Annotated in this window: 5 protein-coding genes; 3 read left to right on the top strand and 2 right to left on the bottom strand. The window is 65.1% G+C overall.

Annotation, left to right across the window (positions count from 1 at the left end):
- Positions 1–6501 carry a type I polyketide synthase gene (locus BH95_RS13665; RefSeq protein ID WP_037182732.1) on the bottom strand — a complete coding sequence of 2167 codons (6501 nt, stop codon included), beginning with the start codon at positions 6499–6501 and terminating at the stop codon, positions 1–3.
- Between the two features lie 1068 nt (positions 6502–7569).
- On the opposite strand from BH95_RS13665, the gene rpoB reads away from it, so the two are divergent.
- Complete coding sequence (gene rpoB / locus BH95_RS13660) at positions 7570–11076, top strand: DNA-directed RNA polymerase subunit beta (RefSeq protein ID WP_019665536.1); 3507 nt, start codon at positions 7570–7572, stop codon at positions 11074–11076.
- Between the two features lie 116 nt (positions 11077–11192).
- A complete protein-coding gene (locus tag BH95_RS13655) occupies positions 11193–15149 on the top strand; it encodes a DNA-directed RNA polymerase subunit beta' (RefSeq protein ID WP_019665535.1) in 3957 nt (1318 codons plus the stop codon).
- 64 nt (positions 15150–15213) lie between these two features.
- On the opposite strand, the gene BH95_RS13650 is transcribed toward BH95_RS13655, so the two are convergent.
- Positions 15214–15630, bottom strand: coding sequence for a VOC family protein (locus BH95_RS13650; RefSeq protein WP_037159436.1), 417 nt, complete (start codon positions 15628–15630; stop codon positions 15214–15216).
- Positions 15631–15731: 101 nt separating this feature from the next.
- Between BH95_RS13650 and BH95_RS13645 the strand changes: the two genes are divergently transcribed.
- A complete protein-coding gene (locus BH95_RS13645) occupies positions 15732–17339 on the top strand; it encodes an alkaline phosphatase D family protein (protein ID WP_037182730.1) in 1608 nt (535 codons plus the stop codon).

The following is a 17339-nucleotide window of genomic DNA, read 5'->3' as shown; positions in this document are numbered from 1 at the left end:
TCAGACGGCTCCGGACGTGTCGGTCGTGGCCAGTACGGGTTCGGCATCGGCAGGCGCGGGGATCACGGCGGTGACCACCGTGTCCGTTCCGCGTGCGTGGTCCGGCACGCCTGCCTGGTCGACGGTGGGGTCCGGCTCGGCAGGGGTTGGTGCAGCCGGGTGTGCAGCAGTCCGGTCCTCGCCGTGGGCTCGTGCTGTCAGTCCTGCGGCGAGCTTTCCTCCGATGGCGGCGAGGCCGAGCCCACGACCGAACTCCAGTACCGACAGTTCCAGCCCGACGGTCTTGCCCACGCGGGCCGCGAACTCGACGGCCATCAGCGAATCGAGCCCGAGCTCGGGCAACGGTGTCTGCACGTCCACTGCCTCGGCGTCGATGCCCATCACCAACGCCAGTTGCTCGGCCAGGATGAACGTCAGCACGTCGGCGCGTTGGTCCTCGGGTAGCGCGAGGATTTCGGCGTGCAGCGCGGTGATGCCCGACCCGCCGGTGCTCGCTGCGGCGATGTGCGCCGCGAAACGCGGAATGGTCGCCGACGCCGGATTGGCGATTCCCCACTGCTCCCAGTCGATTCCGACGAGAGCGACGTGCGGAACGTCGAACGTCAGAGCCTCGCGTAGCAGGAGCGTCGCGTCGTCCATGTCGATGTTCTTGAAGCCGAGCATGTCCAGATACCGCACCACTTCCTGTTTGGCCTCGGCCATGCCACCGCCCGCCATCGATCCCCAGCTGACGGTGAACGCCGCCTTTCCGCGCCGGCGCCGAGTCCACGCCAACGCGTCGAGCACCGAGTTGGCGGCCGAGTACGACACCTGCGGCGCACCACCGGTGAGGCTGCTCATCGACGAGAACATGACGAACACCGACGGGTCGGCGCCTGCCTCGTCCAGTGCGCGGTCGAGGTTCATTGCGCCGGTCACCTTGGGCAGGAAGATGCTGCGCAGGGAGTCGTCGGTGATGTCGTTGACGGCGTAGTTGTCGACGAGGCCTGCCGTGTGGAAGACACCCGCGATCGCGACACCGCGTGCGTGTACTCGTTCGATCAGGCCGAGAACCGAGGCGTAGTCGGAGATGTCGAGCAGTTCTTCCCCGACTGTCACGCCCTGCGCGGCGAACTCGGCGAGCGTCTGCTTGGCGCGGTCGGTGGTGGCACCGCTGCGGCCGACGAGCACCAGATCACGTGCGCCCTCGGCGACGAGCCATCTGGCCACGGCGGTTCCGAAGGCTCCGAAGCCGCCGGTGATCACGTACGACGCCGCCGGATCGATGTCGATGGTGGGGATCTGCGGCCGTACGACGGGCGCATCGTCGTCCAGCGACAACACCACACGTCCGGTGTGCGAGGACCGGACGACCGACTCGAAGGCGTCGCCGACTCGGTCCATCGGGAACGTCGTGTACGGCAAGGGTGCGTAGTCACCGGCCGACATCTTGTCCAGAACCTCGCGGGTCACCTGCCGGGCCAGGTCGGGTTTGTGCTCGAACATCCGGTCCATGTCGACGGCGTAGAACGTCAGGTTCCGGTCGAACGGTTTCAGATCCATGACGCCACCGAAGTAGATGTCGGCCTTGCCGATCTCCACGATCCGGGCGAATTCACCTGCCACGTTCAGGTTCTGCGCCATGATCTCGCCGGGGGAGGAGTTGAAGACCACGTCGACACCCCGGCCGTCGGTGAGGGCCATGACCTCGTCCGAATAGTTCAGGGATCTCGACGCCAACACGTCGTCGGCGCCGGCATCCCGTGCGACCGCGCGGCGCTCCTCGGTGCCCGCCGTGGCGATCACGCGGGCTCCCATCAGTTTCGCGACCTGGACAGCGGCGAGCCCCATTCCGCCCGCCGCGCCGTGGACGAGCACCGTCTCACCGGGCAGAACGCGTGCAAGGTGCACCAATCCGTATTGTGCGCACAGGAACGGCAGTATCGACGAGCACCAGCCGGTTTCCCAGTCCGACGGAATGGGCATCGTCCCGCCTTCGTCGATGCCGACGGTGACGTACCGACGCATCATGTTTCGAGCGCACACACCCATGTGGTCGCCCGGGGACACCTCGGTGACTCCAGGCCCGACCCGGGTGACGATGCCTGCGCCTTCGAGCCCGAGCGTGGTCCCGAAGTACGTTCCGGCCAGTTCCTTGTCGGTGAGGACGCCCATGACCTTCAGCGGATCCTTGTAGTTCACCCCGACCGCTTCCATCCTGACCTCGATCTCACCTGGACCGGGATCGCGACGGGCGTGGGCACGGAAAGTGAGGTCGGACAGCAGTTTCGACGCAGGCACCTCGATTGCGAACGATTGCTCCGGATCGCGCACGACCGTCGGCTGATCGCGAACTGCGAGATGCTCGTCGGCGTTGCTCTTCAGAGTCACCACCCATCGTGACCCTTGCCGGAGAGCGACCTCGTCGACGACGTCGTTCTGGAACGGACCGAACGCGAACGTCTCGGTCGTGATGTCCGACAACGGTGTCGACGGCTCGGTGTCGACGAAACGCCATGCTGCCGGCGACTGTTCGTTGCGCAGCGACCTGCGTGCCCCGACGAGTCCCGCGTGCGCGAGATCGGCGCCCTCGGTGTCGCCCGGCATGCAGAACGCTCGCTCGGTGACGATGACGGCCGACACCGATCCGGGATCCGTCGCAGGACCGGTCTCGTCGCCGTAGATCGCGATGTGCACGGCGCGAGCCGCGACGAGTGCCGAGCCGACGGCGGACGCCGGATCGGTGAACGCCCCCGCGACCGCGACGACGGTGGCCCGGTCCACGCCCGGTGTGGCCAACCCTGCGCGGAGAGCGGCCACGATGTCATCCACCGGCGTCACTGCGGCGTCGAGAACGATCGACGACGGTCGGGATGCGGCGATCGCGTCGGCCCGCGTGCGGGTTGTCTCGGTGGCGTCACCGAGGGTGAGGACGAGGGCGAAATCGCGCGCCGCCTCGGCGAGGATCGCCGCCGAGTCCCGGTTGTCACGCAACTCCCACACCGGCTCGTAGAACACCTTCGACAGGCGAGCATGCAGCGACTGCGGGGGAGCGATGGGCCGGAACTCGACGTTGCCGAGCGTGACGGCCGCGCGTCCCTCGGAGTCGGTCACGGCGATGTCGGCACGCATGGGCTCCGTGCTGGTCCTCGTGACGACGACGGTCGCGTCGTCCGGAACCGGCCCGTATCGCCTGACCGTTCCCACCGAGAAGGGGACGACGGCCCCCGACGGCCCGGTGGCCAGGGTCGCGACGCACTGCAGCGCGGTGTCCAGGACGGCGGGATGCACGAGGTGGCCCGAGCCTGCGTGGCGCCCGGCGTCGATGGAGGCGACGACGGTGTCCTTGCCGATGCGCGCGGACCTGATGCCCTGGAATGCCGGCCCGTACCGCAGCCCCGCCGACGCAAGCAGCGGATACAGCACGTCGCCGGTGATCTCGGTAGCGGTCTCCTCGATCTCCGACGCAACGAACGGAGCGTCGAAGTGTCCTTCGACGAGCCGCCCGGTTGCGTTGATCGTCCACGCCGAGTCCGTCGCCGACCTGGACCGAATGACGAAGCGCCTCGTGCTGTTCTCGACGGCCACTTCGAGCACGGGCACGTCGTGCTTGTCGACGACGAGTGGCGCGACGAACTCGACGTGTTCGAGGCCGACTTCCTGACGCCCGGACCGGACTGCGGCGGCGCTCATCGCCGCGTCGAGGTAGGCGGTACCCGGGAGGAGCACGAGTCCGTCGACGACGTGGTCCTGTAGCCACGGCAGTTGCGACACGGCGAGTTCCGCGTGCCATTCCGACGACAGTGCCGAGGTTCGGTCACCGAGCATCGGATACAGAGTGTCGGTTCCCATCCGGTCCGCGACGGTCTTCTCGTCCTCGTGCCAGACGCGCGACTTCTGCCACGGGTAGGCGGGAAGCGGCACGTGCGGCGACGGTTCGGTCCTGCCGCCGACGAACGAGCCGGCCGCGTACAGGGCGGACACCGCCGTGATCAGCGACTCCGCGTCGCTCTGCTTGCGAACGAGCGTGCCGATGGACGTGCCGGGATCACCGGTGCGGATCAGGATCTCGCGGATGTTGCCGGACAGGACTGGATGCGGACCGACCTCGAGAAACACCCGGTGGCCCCGACCGATCAGCGCAGTCACGGTGTCGGCGAACCGCACCGGCTTGCGCACGTTGTCCACCCAGTACCCGGCGTCCCAGCTCGCGTCGGTGACCTCGCCGGCAGTGACGGTGGAGAACAGCGTCAGGTCGGGTTGCCGCGGGTCGATCGATGCCAGGCTGCCGGCGACGTCGTCGAGAATCGGATCCATCAGATGACTGTGGTACGGCACCTCGACCTGCAGACGTTTGGCGAAGAACCCTCCCTCGGTGAGGCTTTCGGCCAACTCGGTCAGGTGCTCGGCGTCACCGGCCAACGTCACCGCGGTAGGACTGTTGATCGCTGCGATCGACACGTGCTCCACCATGTCCTTGCCTGCTTCGGCGAGGTAGGCCAACGCGTCGGCCTCGGACAGGCCGACCGCCAACATCGACCCCGTCCCTGCGGTCGTCGCCTGCAGCCTGGCGCGATGGCAGCTGACCAGCAACGCGTCGTGCAGGCTGAGGGCACCGCTGACGTATGCCGCACTCACCTCGCCCACGCTGTGCCCGACGACCGTCTCCGGTTCGATACCCGACGCTCTCAGCTCCGCGACCAGAGACACCTGGACGAGGAAGTTGGCGGGCTGCGCTACCTCGGTGTTGGTCACCCGTGAGTGTTCCTCGTCGCGGCTCAGCTCCTCGATGATCGACCACCCCGCGATCTCGATGAACGCGTCGTCGACGATGCTCGCCGTGCGCGCGAACTCTCCGCCTGCCAGCAGTAGTTCACGAGCCATGCCCCACCACTGCGGACCCATACCGCTGAACACGAAGACCGGCGCGCGTCCGTCGGCATCCACGACGTGGGACGTCTGCCCGGTCCCGGACGCGACGTCCCGAAGCTTCGTCGTCAGATCCTGCGCGTCGGTGTAGTGCACCGAGGTGCGGACGGGATGGTGGGCACGCCTGGTCCAGGCAGCCGCGGTGAACGCCTCGAGCGCGTCGTCGGAGCCGTCGAGTCGGTCCAGAGCGTCGGCGAGGGAGGCCGCGACGGCACGGACTGCGGCATCGGTGCGCGCCGAGAGCGGGAAGATCCGGACCGGGCGAGACGCGGTCCGGGTCGATGGGGCGGCCGACGGGGCGGCGGGAGCGGCGTCCATCAGCACGTGAGCATTGGTCCCGCCGTAGCCGAAACCGTTGATCGCGACGATGCGGCGGTCGTACTCCTCGGGAAACGGCTCGGCCTCGGTGGGGATACGAATTGCCAGGTCGTCGAACGGAATTGCCGGATTCAGTGTGTCCAGCCACGCCTGAGGAACGATGGTGCCGTGGTGCAGGGACAGTGCACTCTTGATGAGACCGGCGATGCCCGCTGCGGCCTCCGTGTGCCCGATCGACGCCTTGACGGACCCGACGACCAGTGGCGTCGTCCGACCGGGAACCGACCCGTACGCACCACCGAGTGCTTCGATCTCGAGCGGATCACCGACGGACGTGCCGGTTCCGTGCGCCTCGACGTATCCGACCTGTGCTGGGTCGATGCCGGCTTCGGCGCAGACCCGCTCGGCCAGTGCCCGCTGGGACACGGGATTGGGGACGGGAATGGCGATGGTGCGACCGTCCTGGTTGACGCCCGATCCCCGAATGACCGAGTAGATTCGGTCGCTGTCGGCGATCGCGTCGGCGAGCGGGCGGAGCAGCACCATGCCCGCGCCCTCGCCGCGGCCGTAACCGTCCGCGGCGGCGTCGAACGATTTGGAACGGCCGTCGAACGCGAGGAATCTGCCCTTGCACATCGAAATGAACGTTTCCGGCCTGATCATCGTGTTGGCGCCGCCGACGAGAGCCATCGTGCATTCACCACGGTCGAGCGCGCGCACGGCCTCGTGCACCGCGACCAGCGACGACGAACACGCGGTGTCGATCGTCATCGACGGACCCACCAGGTCCAGCGCATAGGAAATACGGTTGGACAACAGCGTGTGCGACGAACTGGTCGCGCTGTGTGCATTGATGAAGGCCCTGCCCATCTGCGAACCCCGCAGTCCCGCAGAGTCGTTGGTGAAACCGCCGACGTACACACCGATCGATTCACCCGACACCCGTCCGGCATGGCCGGCGTCGTCGAGAGCCTCCCACGCGACCTCGAGCAGCAACCGTTGCTGCGGATCGGTGACCGCAGCCTCACGCGGAGAGATGCCGAAGAACTCCGAATCGAAATCCCACAGCGACTGCGTCAGAAAACCGCCCTTGCGCGTGTACATGCGGCCTGGAGCATCCGGATCGGGGTCGTAGAACCTGTCCGCATTCCACCTGTCCGCAGGAATGTCCACGATGCCGTCGCCCTTGGAGACCATGAAGTCCCAGAAACTCTGCCCATCGTGAACTCCGCCCGGGAACCTGCAACCGATACCGACAATCGCAATCTCGACCATGATTCTCCCCCGATACAGTGTCGACCAGACCATGGACGGCTCCCGAGAGCGCACGGACAACACCCGCACCCCCGAACAGACGCCCCCCGAAACGCCGTCGAGCACGGAGAACGCCGTCGATGTGCGGTCCGATCTCCGTGCTGGGTGAAATATAAGCAGACTCCACCGACAACCGCCATAGGGAAATCAATTGCGAGCGCGCGGTCTTCGCTGTCTCAATGGCCGATGACAAGGTCCAGTTTTCAACAGTGTGTCCCGAACCCTGGTCGCGAGTGTTCGATGGTCGCGAACGACGAAAACTTGTGATGGTGAGCAGTTTTCGATAACTAGGCGCGGAACCGTTTGTCGTTCAGTGGATTTCCAGCTTTCCCCTCCGCGTGCCCCGGCGCCCTGGTTTTCCGGACCGAACGTGGCGTTCGGTCACTTGGAGTGACTGAACGGCACGTTCGGTCATTCCGAGGGTGCACATGTGCCGCGTGATCGAGCGGGGAGTGTCGGTCGGATGGTGTGCATGTGTCGGCGGCAGGTGGCCGGGTCGGCATTTCCGACGAGTCCGACTCGTGCCCCTGGGGGAGCGAACGTGGCGTTCGGTCACTTGGAGTGACCGAACGTCACGTTCGGTCAGACGTCGGCGGGCGGGGCTGGGCGGGGGCGGGCGAGGGTGTGAACGGACCGATCGGGATGGTTGTGAAACGGGCAGTGGGTACGAAAGTCGACGGTTGTTCCTCTTGACGCCGGGGCGCGCAGGGGTCACTCTTGTCCTGACGAAGGCACCCCGAAGCGATCGTGGAAGACGATTGCTCGACCGCGACACGCCGTGTTCGAAGGCGACGCCGGTTCTTGGCTCGGGTGCTACTTTTGATGCCCCTGTTGCGCCCTGCGCACATTTGGGGTACCTTTGGACGTTGCGCTGGCTGCCTCCTGTCCACCTCTCGATTGCCGTGTCTGCGAAGTGTTACTTCGAAGAGATTGCAGTGGGGATTCGGTCTGGTTGTGACCAGCGAATTCGCCCCACATTGAAGCAAGCAGATACAGCGGCGGTCGCACTGCACGAGCGGCCCGCGTGAGGTGCTGGAAGGACGCATCTTGGCAGTCTCTAGCCAGACCAAGGCAGTTGTCGGAACACCGGGAGCCCCGAGGAGGGTTTCGTTCGCGAACATTCGCGAACCGTTGGAGGTACCCGGTCTCCTCGATGTACAGACGGACTCTTTCGAATGGCTGGTAGGCGCGCAGAGTTGGCGTGACCGTGCCGCCGCGCGCGGGGACAGCAATGTCTCCGGTGGTCTCGAAGACATCCTCACCGAACTTTCTCCGATCGAGGATTTCTCGGGTTCGATGTCTCTTTCCTTCTCCGACCCACGGTTCGACGAGGTCAAGGCCTCGCAGGACGAGTGCAAGGACAAGGACATGACGTACGCGGCTCCGCTGTTCGTCACTGCCGAGTTCATCAACAACAACACCGGCGAGATCAAGAGCCAGACGGTGTTCATGGGTGATTTCCCCATGATGACCGACAAGGGCACCTTCATCATCAACGGAACCGAGCGCGTCGTCGTCTCGCAGCTCGTCCGTTCGCCCGGCGTCTACTTCGATCACTCGATCGACAAGACGACGGAGAAGGACCTGCACAGCGTCAAGGTCATTCCTGGCCGCGGTGCATGGCTCGAGTTCGACGTCGACAAGCGCGACACGGTCGGTGTTCGTATCGACCGCAAGCGTCGCCAGCCCGTCACGGTGCTGCTGAAGGCTCTCGGCTGGTCCACCGAGCAGATCACGGAGCGCTTCGGCTTCTCCGAGATCCTCATGGCGACGCTCGAGAAGGACAACACCGCCGGTACCGACGAGGCTCTCCTCGACATCTACCGCAAGTTGCGTCCGGGCGAGCCGCCCACGAAGGAGTCGGCGCAGACTCTGCTGGAGAACTTGTTCTTCAAGGACAAGCGCTACGACCTCGCTCGCGTGGGCCGCTACAAGATCAACAAGAAGCTGGGCCTGAACTCGGGCCAGCCGATCGTTGCGTCGACCCTCACCGAGGAAGACATCGTCGCCACCATCGAGTACCTGGTGCGTCTGCACGCAGGTGACACCTCGATGACGGCGCCGGACGGCGTCGAGGTTCCCGTCGAGGTCGACGACATCGACCACTTCGGCAACCGTCGTCTCCGTACCGTCGGCGAGCTGATCCAGAACCAGATCCGCGTGGGCCTGTCCCGCATGGAGCGCGTCGTTCGTGAACGTATGACCACTCAGGACGTCGAGGCGATCACGCCGCAGACCCTGATCAACATTCGTCCCGTCGTCGCCGCGATCAAGGAGTTCTTCGGAACCTCCCAGCTGTCGCAGTTCATGGACCAGAACAACCCGCTGTCGGGTCTGACGCACAAGCGTCGTCTGTCGGCCCTCGGCCCCGGTGGTCTGTCGCGTGAGCGTGCAGGCCTCGAGGTTCGTGACGTTCACCCGTCGCACTACGGCCGTATGTGCCCCATCGAGACCCCTGAAGGCCCGAACATCGGCCTGATCGGTTCGCTGTCGGTGTACGCACGGGTCAACCCGTTCGGTTTCATCGAGACGCCGTACCGCAAGGTCGTCGACGGACAGGTCACCGACGAGGTCGACTACCTGACCGCGGACGAAGAGGATCGCCACACGCTCGCGCAGGCCAACTCGCCTGTCGATGCAGGCGGCCACTTCACCGAGGACAAGATTCTGGTCCGTCGTAAGGGTGGAGAGGTCGAGTTCGTCTCGTCCTCGGACATCGACTACATGGACGTGTCGCCTCGTCAGATGGTGTCGGTCGCGACCGCGATGATTCCGTTCCTCGAGCACGACGACGCCAACCGTGCCCTGATGGGCGCGAACATGCAGCGTCAGGCTGTTCCGCTGGTGCGGAGCGAGTCGCCGATCGTCGGAACGGGCATGGAACTGCGTGCTGCCGTCGACGCCGGTGACGTCGTCATCACCGAGAAGACCGGTGTCGTCGAAGAGGTCTCCGCGGACTACGTCACGGTCATGGCCGACGACGGAAGCCGCAAGACCTACCGCATGCGTAAGTTCGCGCGCTCCAACCAGGGCACGTGCGCCAACCAGCGTCCGATCGTGGACGAGGGTCAGCGCGTCGAGTCCGGTCAGGTCCTCGCCGACGGCCCGTGCACCGAGAACGGTGAGATGGCGCTCGGCAAGAACCTGCTGCTCGCGATCATGCCGTGGGAAGGCCACAACTACGAGGACGCGATCATCCTGTCGCAGCGCCTCGTGGAAGAGGACGTCCTCACCTCGATCCACATCGAGGAGCACGAGATCGATGCCCGCGACACCAAGCTCGGTGCCGAGGAGATCACTCGCGACATCCCCAACGTCTCCGACGAGGTCCTCGCCGACCTCGACGAGCGCGGCATCATCCGTATCGGTGCCGAGGTTCGTGACGGTGACGTCCTCGTCGGAAAGGTCACGCCGAAGGGCGAGACCGAGCTGACCCCGGAAGAGCGCCTGCTGCGCGCGATCTTCGGTGAGAAGGCGCGCGAGGTTCGCGACACGTCGCTCAAGGTTCCTCACGGCGAGAGCGGAAAGGTCATCGGCATTCGCGTGTTCTCACGCGAGGACGACGACGATCTGCCTCCCGGCGTCAACGAGCTCGTTCGCGTGTACGTCGCGCAGAAGCGCAAGATCCAGGACGGCGACAAGCTCGCTGGCCGCCACGGAAACAAGGGCGTCATCGGCAAGATCCTCCCGCAGGAGGACATGCCGTTCCTGCCCGACGGCACCCCGATCGACATCATCCTGAACACCCACGGTGTTCCGCGTCGTATGAACATCGGTCAGGTTCTCGAGACGCACCTGGGATGGATCGGCAAGACCGGATGGAACGTCCAGGTCGCCACCGACGGCACGAAGCCCGATTGGGCCGAGCGTCTGCCGGAGGAGATGCTGGCTGCTCCTGCCGACAGCAACATCGCCACCCCGGTGTTCGACGGCGCCAAGGAGCATCAGCTCGCTGGTCTGCTCGAGAGCACCATCCCCAACCGTGACGGCGTGCAGATGGTCGGCCCGGACGGAAAGGCCACGTTGTTCGACGGTCGTTCCGGCGAGCCGTTCCCGTACCCGGTGTCGGTGGGCTACATGTACATCATCAAGCTGCACCACTTGGTCGACGACAAGATCCACGCTCGTTCGACCGGGCCGTACTCGATGATCACGCAGCAGCCCCTCGGTGGTAAGGCTCAGTTCGGTGGTCAGCGCTTCGGTGAGATGGAGTGCTGGGCAATGCAGGCGTACGGCGCTGCCTACACGCTGCAGGAGCTCCTCACCATCAAGTCGGACGACGTCGTCGGCCGCGTGAAGGTGTACGAGGCCATCGTCAAGGGCGAGAACATCCCGGAGCCCGGTATTCCCGAGTCCTTCAAGGTGCTCCTCAAGGAGCTCCAGTCGCTGTGCCTCAACGTGGAGGTGCTGTCCTCGGACGGCGCAGCCATCACGATGGCCGACGGTGACGACGAGGACCTCGAGCGTGCCGCAGCCAACCTGGGAATCAACCTCTCCCGCAACGAAGCTGCCACCGTCGACGACCTCGCGCAGTAGATTTCTCGGTCCCGTGGGCCTCACCGCACTGCCGACACGCAGCAGGTGGGCCCACGGGGCGATCGACTTGATCTGATTCGCACAGCACAACACCCATCACGGGGAAAGGAAGTTACGTGCTCGACGTCAACTTCTTCGATGAACTCCGCATCGGTCTCGCGACCGCGGAGGACATCCGCAATTGGTCCTACGGCGAGGTCAAGAAGCCGGAGACCATCAACTACCGCACGCTCAAGCCCGAGAAGGACGGCCTCTTCTGCGAGAAGATCTTCGGCCCCACCCGGGACTGGGAGTGCTACTGCGGCAAGTACAAGCGCGTCCGCTTCAAGGGCATCATCTGTGAGCGCTGCGGCGTCGAGGTCACTCGCGCCAAGGTGCGTCGTGAGCGCATGGGCCACATCGAACTGGCCGCTCCGGTCACCCACATCTGGTACTTCAAGGGTGTTCCGTCACGCCTCGGTTACCTGCTCGACCTGGCACCGAAGGATCTCGAGAAGATCATCTACTTCGCTGCCTACGTCATCACCACGGTCGACGACGAGCTCCGCCACAACGAGCTCTCGACGCTCGAGGCCGAGATGGAGGTCGAGAAGAAGGCTGTCGCCGATCAGCGTGACGCCGACCTCGAGGCACGCGCTCAGAAGCTCGAAGCCGACATCGCCGAGCTCGAGGCGGAGGGCGCCAAGTCCGACGTCCGTCGCAAGGTCAAGGACGGCGGCGAGCGTGAGATGCGTCAGCTCCGTGACCGCGCGCAGCGTGAGCTGGATCGTCTCGAGGAGATCTGGAACACCTTCACCAAGCTGGCTCCGAAGCAGCTGATCGTCGACGAGCTCATCTACCGCGAGCTCATCGACCGGTACGGCGAGTACTTCACCGGTGCCATGGGTGCCGAGTCGATCCAGAAGCTCATGCAGAACTTCGACGTCGACGCCGAGGCCGAGAACCTGCGCGAGACCATCCGCAGCGGCAAGGGCCAGAAGAAGCTGCGCGCTCTGAAGCGTCTGAAGGTCGTCGCCGCGTTCCAGGCCGGCCGCAACTCGCCGATGGGCATGGTTCTCGACGCCGTCCCGGTCATCCCGCCGGAGCTTCGTCCGATGGTGCAGCTCGACGGTGGACGTTTCGCGACGTCCGACCTCAACGACCTGTACCGCCGTGTCATCAACCGTAACAACCGCCTCAAGCGACTGATCGACCTCGGTGCTCCCGAGATCATCGTCAACAACGAGAAGCGGATGCTGCAGGAGTCGGTCGACGCACTGTTCGACAACGGCCGTCGTGGACGTCCGGTCACCGGACCGGGTAACCGTCCGCTGAAGTCGCTGTCCGATCTGCTCAAGGGCAAGCAGGGTCGTTTCCGCCAGAACCTCCTCGGTAAGCGTGTCGACTACTCGGGCCGTTCGGTCATCGTCGTCGGCCCGCAGCTGAAGCTGCACCAGTGTGGTCTGCCGAAGCTGATGGCTCTCGAGCTGTTCAAGCCGTTCGTGATGAAGCGTCTGGTGGATCTCAACCACGCGCAGAACATCAAGTCGGCCAAGCGCATGGTCGAGCGTCAGCGTCCGCAGGTGTGGGACGTTCTCGAAGAGGTCATCGGCGAGCACCCCGTGCTGCTGAACCGTGCACCTACCCTGCACCGGTTGGGCATCCAGGCGTTCGAGCCGCAGCTCGTCGAGGGCAAGGCCATCCAGCTCCACCCGCTCGTGTGTGAGGCGTTCAACGCCGACTTCGACGGTGACCAGATGGCTGTCCACCTTCCGCTGTCGGCCGAGGCTCAGGCCGAGGCACGCATCCTGATGCTGTCCTCGAACAACATCCTCTCGCCGGCCTCGGGCCGTCCGCTCGCCATGCCGCGTCTGGACATGGTGACGGGTCTGTACCACCTCACGCGTCTCGACGCGGGTGCTGTGGGCGAGCGCGTCGATGCCAAGACCGACGAGCCGGAGTTCGGTGCGTACTCGTCGCCTGCCGAGGCTCAGATGGCAGTGGACCGTGGCGCTCTTCGGGTGCAGTCGCAGATCAAGGTTCGTCTGACGAACCAGCGTCCGCCGCTGGACCTCGAGGCCGAGCTGTTCCCGAACGGCTGGAACCGCGGCGATGCATGGACCGCGGAAACCACTCTGGGACGTGTCATCTTCAACGAGCTGCTCCCGGCGGACTACCCGTTCGTCAACGAGCAGATGCCGAAGAAGCGTCAGTCGACCATCATCAACGATCTCGCCGAGCGTTACCCGATGATCGTCGTCGCACAGACTGTCGACAAGCTGAAGGACGCAGGCTTCTACTGGGCCACGCGTTCGGGTGTCACCATCTCGATCTCCGACGTCCTCGTGCCGCCGGAGAAGCCGCAGATCATGGAGACCTTCGAGGCTCAGGCCGATCAGATCGAGAAGAAGTACCAGCGTGGCGCACTCGACAAGGTCGAGCGCAACTCTGCGTTGGTCAAGATCTGGCAGGACGCGACCGAGCAGGTCGGTAAGGCCATGGAGGCGCACTTCCCCGACGACAACCCCATCCCGATGATCGTGAAGTCCGGCGCAGCCGGAAACATGACTCAGGTGCGGTCGCTCGCCGGCATGAAGGGTCTGGTGACCAACCCGAAGGGTGAGTTCATCCCGCGTCCGATCAAGTCTTCCTTCAAGGAAGGCCTGACGGTCCTCGAGTACTTCATCAACACGCACGGTGCTCGTAAGGGTCTGGCCGACACGGCGCTTCGTACCGCCGACTCGGGTTACCTGACGCGTCGTCTCGTCGACGTGTCGCAGGACGTCATCGTTCGCGAGGTCGACTGTGGCACCGAGCGCGGAATCGTCACGACCATCGCCGAGAAGCTCGCCGACGGCACGATGATCCGCGACGCACACGTGGAGACCAGCACACGTGCTCGCACGCTGGCCACGGACGCGGTCGACGAGAACGGCAACATCATCGTCGCTCGTGGACACGACGTCGGCGATCCTGCCATCGATGCTCTGATCGAGGCCGGCATCACCGAGGTCAAGGTCCGTTCGGTGCTCACCTGCACCACCGGCACCGGCGTCTGCGCTACCTGCTACGGCCGTTCGATGGCCACCGGCAAGCTCGTCGACATCGGTGAGGCCGTCGGTATCGTCGCCGCACAGTCGATCGGTGAGCCCGGTACCCAGCTGACCATGCGTACCTTCCACCAGGGTGGTGTCGCCGGAGATGACATCACCGGTGGTCTGCCTCGTGTGACGGAGCTGTTCGAGGCACGTGTGCCGAAGGGCAAGGCTCCTATCGCGGACGTGTCGGGACGCATCCAGCTCGAGGACGGCGATCGTTTCTACAAGATCACCATCATCCCGGACGACGGCGGCGAAGAGGTTGTCTACGACAAGCTCTCCAAGCGTCAGCGTCTGCGCGTCTTCAAGCACGACGACGGCACCGAGCGCCTTCTGGCGGACGGTGACCACGTCGAGGTCGGCCAGCAGCTCATGGAAGGTGCTGCCGATCCGCACGAGGTGCTGCGCGTGATGGGTCCTCGCCAGGTCCAGATTCACTTGGTGAACGAGGTCCAGGAGGTCTACCGCAGTCAGGGTGTGTCGATCCACGACAAGCACGTCGAGACGATCGTGCGCCAGATGCTCCGTCGCGTGACGATCATCGACTCCGGCTCCACCGAATTCCTGCCCGGTTCTCTGACCGAGCGCAGCGAGTTCGAGGCGTCGAACCGTCGTGTCGTCGCCGAGGGTGGCGAGCCCGCAGCCGGACGTCCGGTCCTGATGGGTATCACCAAGGCGTCGCTGGCCACCGACTCGTGGCTGTCGGCAGCGTCCTTCCAGGAGACCACTCGTGTGCTTACCGATGCGGCTATCAACACCCGCAGCGACAAGCTCATCGGTCTCAAGGAGAACGTCATCATCGGTAAGCTCATCCCGGCTGGTACCGGCATCAACCGGTACCGGAACATCCAGGTGCAGCCCACCGAGGAGGCACGTGCTGCGGCATACGCAGTGCCGTCGTACGACGATCAGTACTACAGCCCGGACGGCTTCGGCCAGAACACCGGCGCCGCAGTGCCGCTCGACGACTACGGTTTCTCCAACGAATACCGCTAGGACTCACAGCAAGAGCCCCGCATCCGATTGGGTGCGGGGCTTTTGCGTGTTCCCAGCCGTGTTCTCAGCCGTGGTGGCAGACGGCTTCGAGATCGATGCCGTTGAGATCGCGTACGAACGAACCGTAGTAGGTCGCGTGGTACTCCGGCTGCAACCCGGGAGCCCTGAGTTCGGTGGCACCGGCCGCGAGTGCGGCCACGTGAAACGCGTCGACCGTCGCCCGGTCCGGTGCACTGAAGGCCAAGTGTGTGTGCGGACCGATCCGTGAGCCTGGTGCGTCGACGATCCAGAAGAACGGTTTCACCGCGGCCCAACCGAACGCGATCATCGCGAGCTGATCGGGTCCGACCGGCACTCGCATGATCTCGGTGATGCCCAACGGTTCGAGGGCTGCACTGTAGAACTCCGCGCTGGCCGCGAGATCGTGGACGCCGAAGTTCAAGTGGTCGATCTGGGATCCTGTGCGATCGAGTGATGTCATGAGTCCAGAATGCACGGTATTGCGGACACCGACAGTCCGCGTTCATCGAAATGTCGGACGCCCGACAAGTCCAGTTCGTGCCCACGAGAGAGCCTCGGAGGATGGGGCAACGAGACGTGAACATCGGACGGGACATCTCTCTGCGAGGAGGGGCGACGAGGCGACAGTTTCTGACGTGGAGTGCGCTGGTCGGGGCGTTGGCGTTCGCTCCGGAACTGAACCCCGCCACGGCGAGTGCGCAGTCGGGAACGCCCAGCAGCTATCCGTTCCGCCTCGGGGTCGCGTCCGGTGATCCTCTGCCGGATTCGGTGGTGCTGTGGACGAGACTCGCCACGGATCCGTTCGCGCCTGCCGGTGGTATGACGCCGGGTGTGGTGCCGGTGCAGTGGCAGATCGCGGCCGACGAACGCTTCACCCGGGTGACGGCGCAGGGCGTCGAACTCGCGACGGAGTTCGACGGGTGGTCCGTCCACGTGGATGTGCGTGGCCTCGAGCCTGCACGCGAGTACTTCTACCGGTTCCTGGTCGGCCCGCACGCCAGTGCGGTCGGTCGGACGAAGACTGCGCCGGCCGCCGGGCAGCCGCTGGCCAGGCTCGATTTCGGGTGGGCGTCGTGCCAGAAGTGGGAGGACGGGTACTTCGGTGCCTACGCGGATCTGGCGGCGTCGAACCTCGACGTCGTGTTCTTCCTCGGGGATTACATCTACGAGTACGCGGTCAAGGACGAGGGTGCCAGGGCCGGTCGACCGAGGCCGGAGTCCGCGAGCCGAGAAACCATGCAGCTCAGCGACTATCGTGACCGGTACGCGATGTACAAGGCCGACGAGAACTTGGCGGCAGCGCATGCGTCGGCGCCGTTCGTGTCGGCGTTCGACGATCACGAAGTGGACAACAACTGGGCTTCGCAGATCAGTCAGGACGACGACGATCCGGTGCTGTTCCTGAACAGGAGGGCCGATGCGTTCAAGGCATGGTGGGAGAACACTCCGGTGCGGGCCAGTCTGAAGCCGCAGGGCCCGGACATGAAGGTCTACCGCCGTCTGAGTTTCGGCGACCTCGTGGACTTCTCGGTGCTGGACACGAGGCAGTACCGCAGCGACCAGGCCAACGGAGACAAGGAACACGCGCAGAACGCGGAGACGGCCGATCCGTCGCGCACCATCACCGGCGCCGAGCAGGAGAAGTGGATTCTCGACGGTTTCGCGTCGCCGTCGAAGTGGAATTTCCTTGCGCACCAGACGGTCATCTCGGATCTAGCGCAGGGCTTGGACGGCGATCGCAAGGTCGGAATGGATCCGTGGAGCGGATACGAGGCGTCCCGTCATCGGATTCTCGACGGCGCACGGGAGCGCGGGACGACGAATGTCGCGTCGATCGTCGGCGACATCCATCGCACGATCGTGTCGGAACTCCGGCGGGACTACCAGGATCAGGCGTCTCCGGTGGTGGGTGTCGAGATCGCGACGACGTCGATCGCGTCGGGCAAGGACGGCGCCGACGTGGACACGACGGGTGCGGCGATCGCGAACGGCTCGCCCCACGTGAAGTACGGCAATGCGCGTCGCGGTTACCTGCGGTCGACGCTCACTCCGGGTGAATGGCGTTCGGAGGTACGGGTTCTCGATGCGGTGTCGACGCCCGGGGCTGCCGTCCGGACGGCGACGACGGTCACCGTTCCGGACGGTCGCCCGGAGATCCAACTGGGTTGA

It is taken from the genome of Rhodococcoides fascians A44A (genome assembly GCF_000760735.1).
In the GTDB taxonomy this organism is placed as follows: domain Bacteria; phylum Actinomycetota; class Actinomycetes; order Mycobacteriales; family Mycobacteriaceae; genus Rhodococcoides; species Rhodococcoides fascians_E.
This window is presented reverse-complemented; position numbering and strand designations above follow the sequence as displayed.

What these genes read in the sequence shown, in the direction of transcription:
- BH95_RS13645 (WP_037182730.1), top strand. Translation starts at nt 15,732, where the DNA reads ATGGGGCAACGAGACGTGAACATCGGACGGGACATCTCTCTGCGAGGA.
- BH95_RS13650 (WP_037159436.1), bottom strand. Translation starts at nt 15,630, where the DNA reads ATGACATCACTCGATCGCACAGGATCCCAGATCGACCACTTGAACTTC.
- BH95_RS13665 (WP_037182732.1), bottom strand. Translation starts at nt 6,501, where the DNA reads ATGGTCGAGATTGCGATTGTCGGTATCGGTTGCAGGTTCCCGGGCGGA.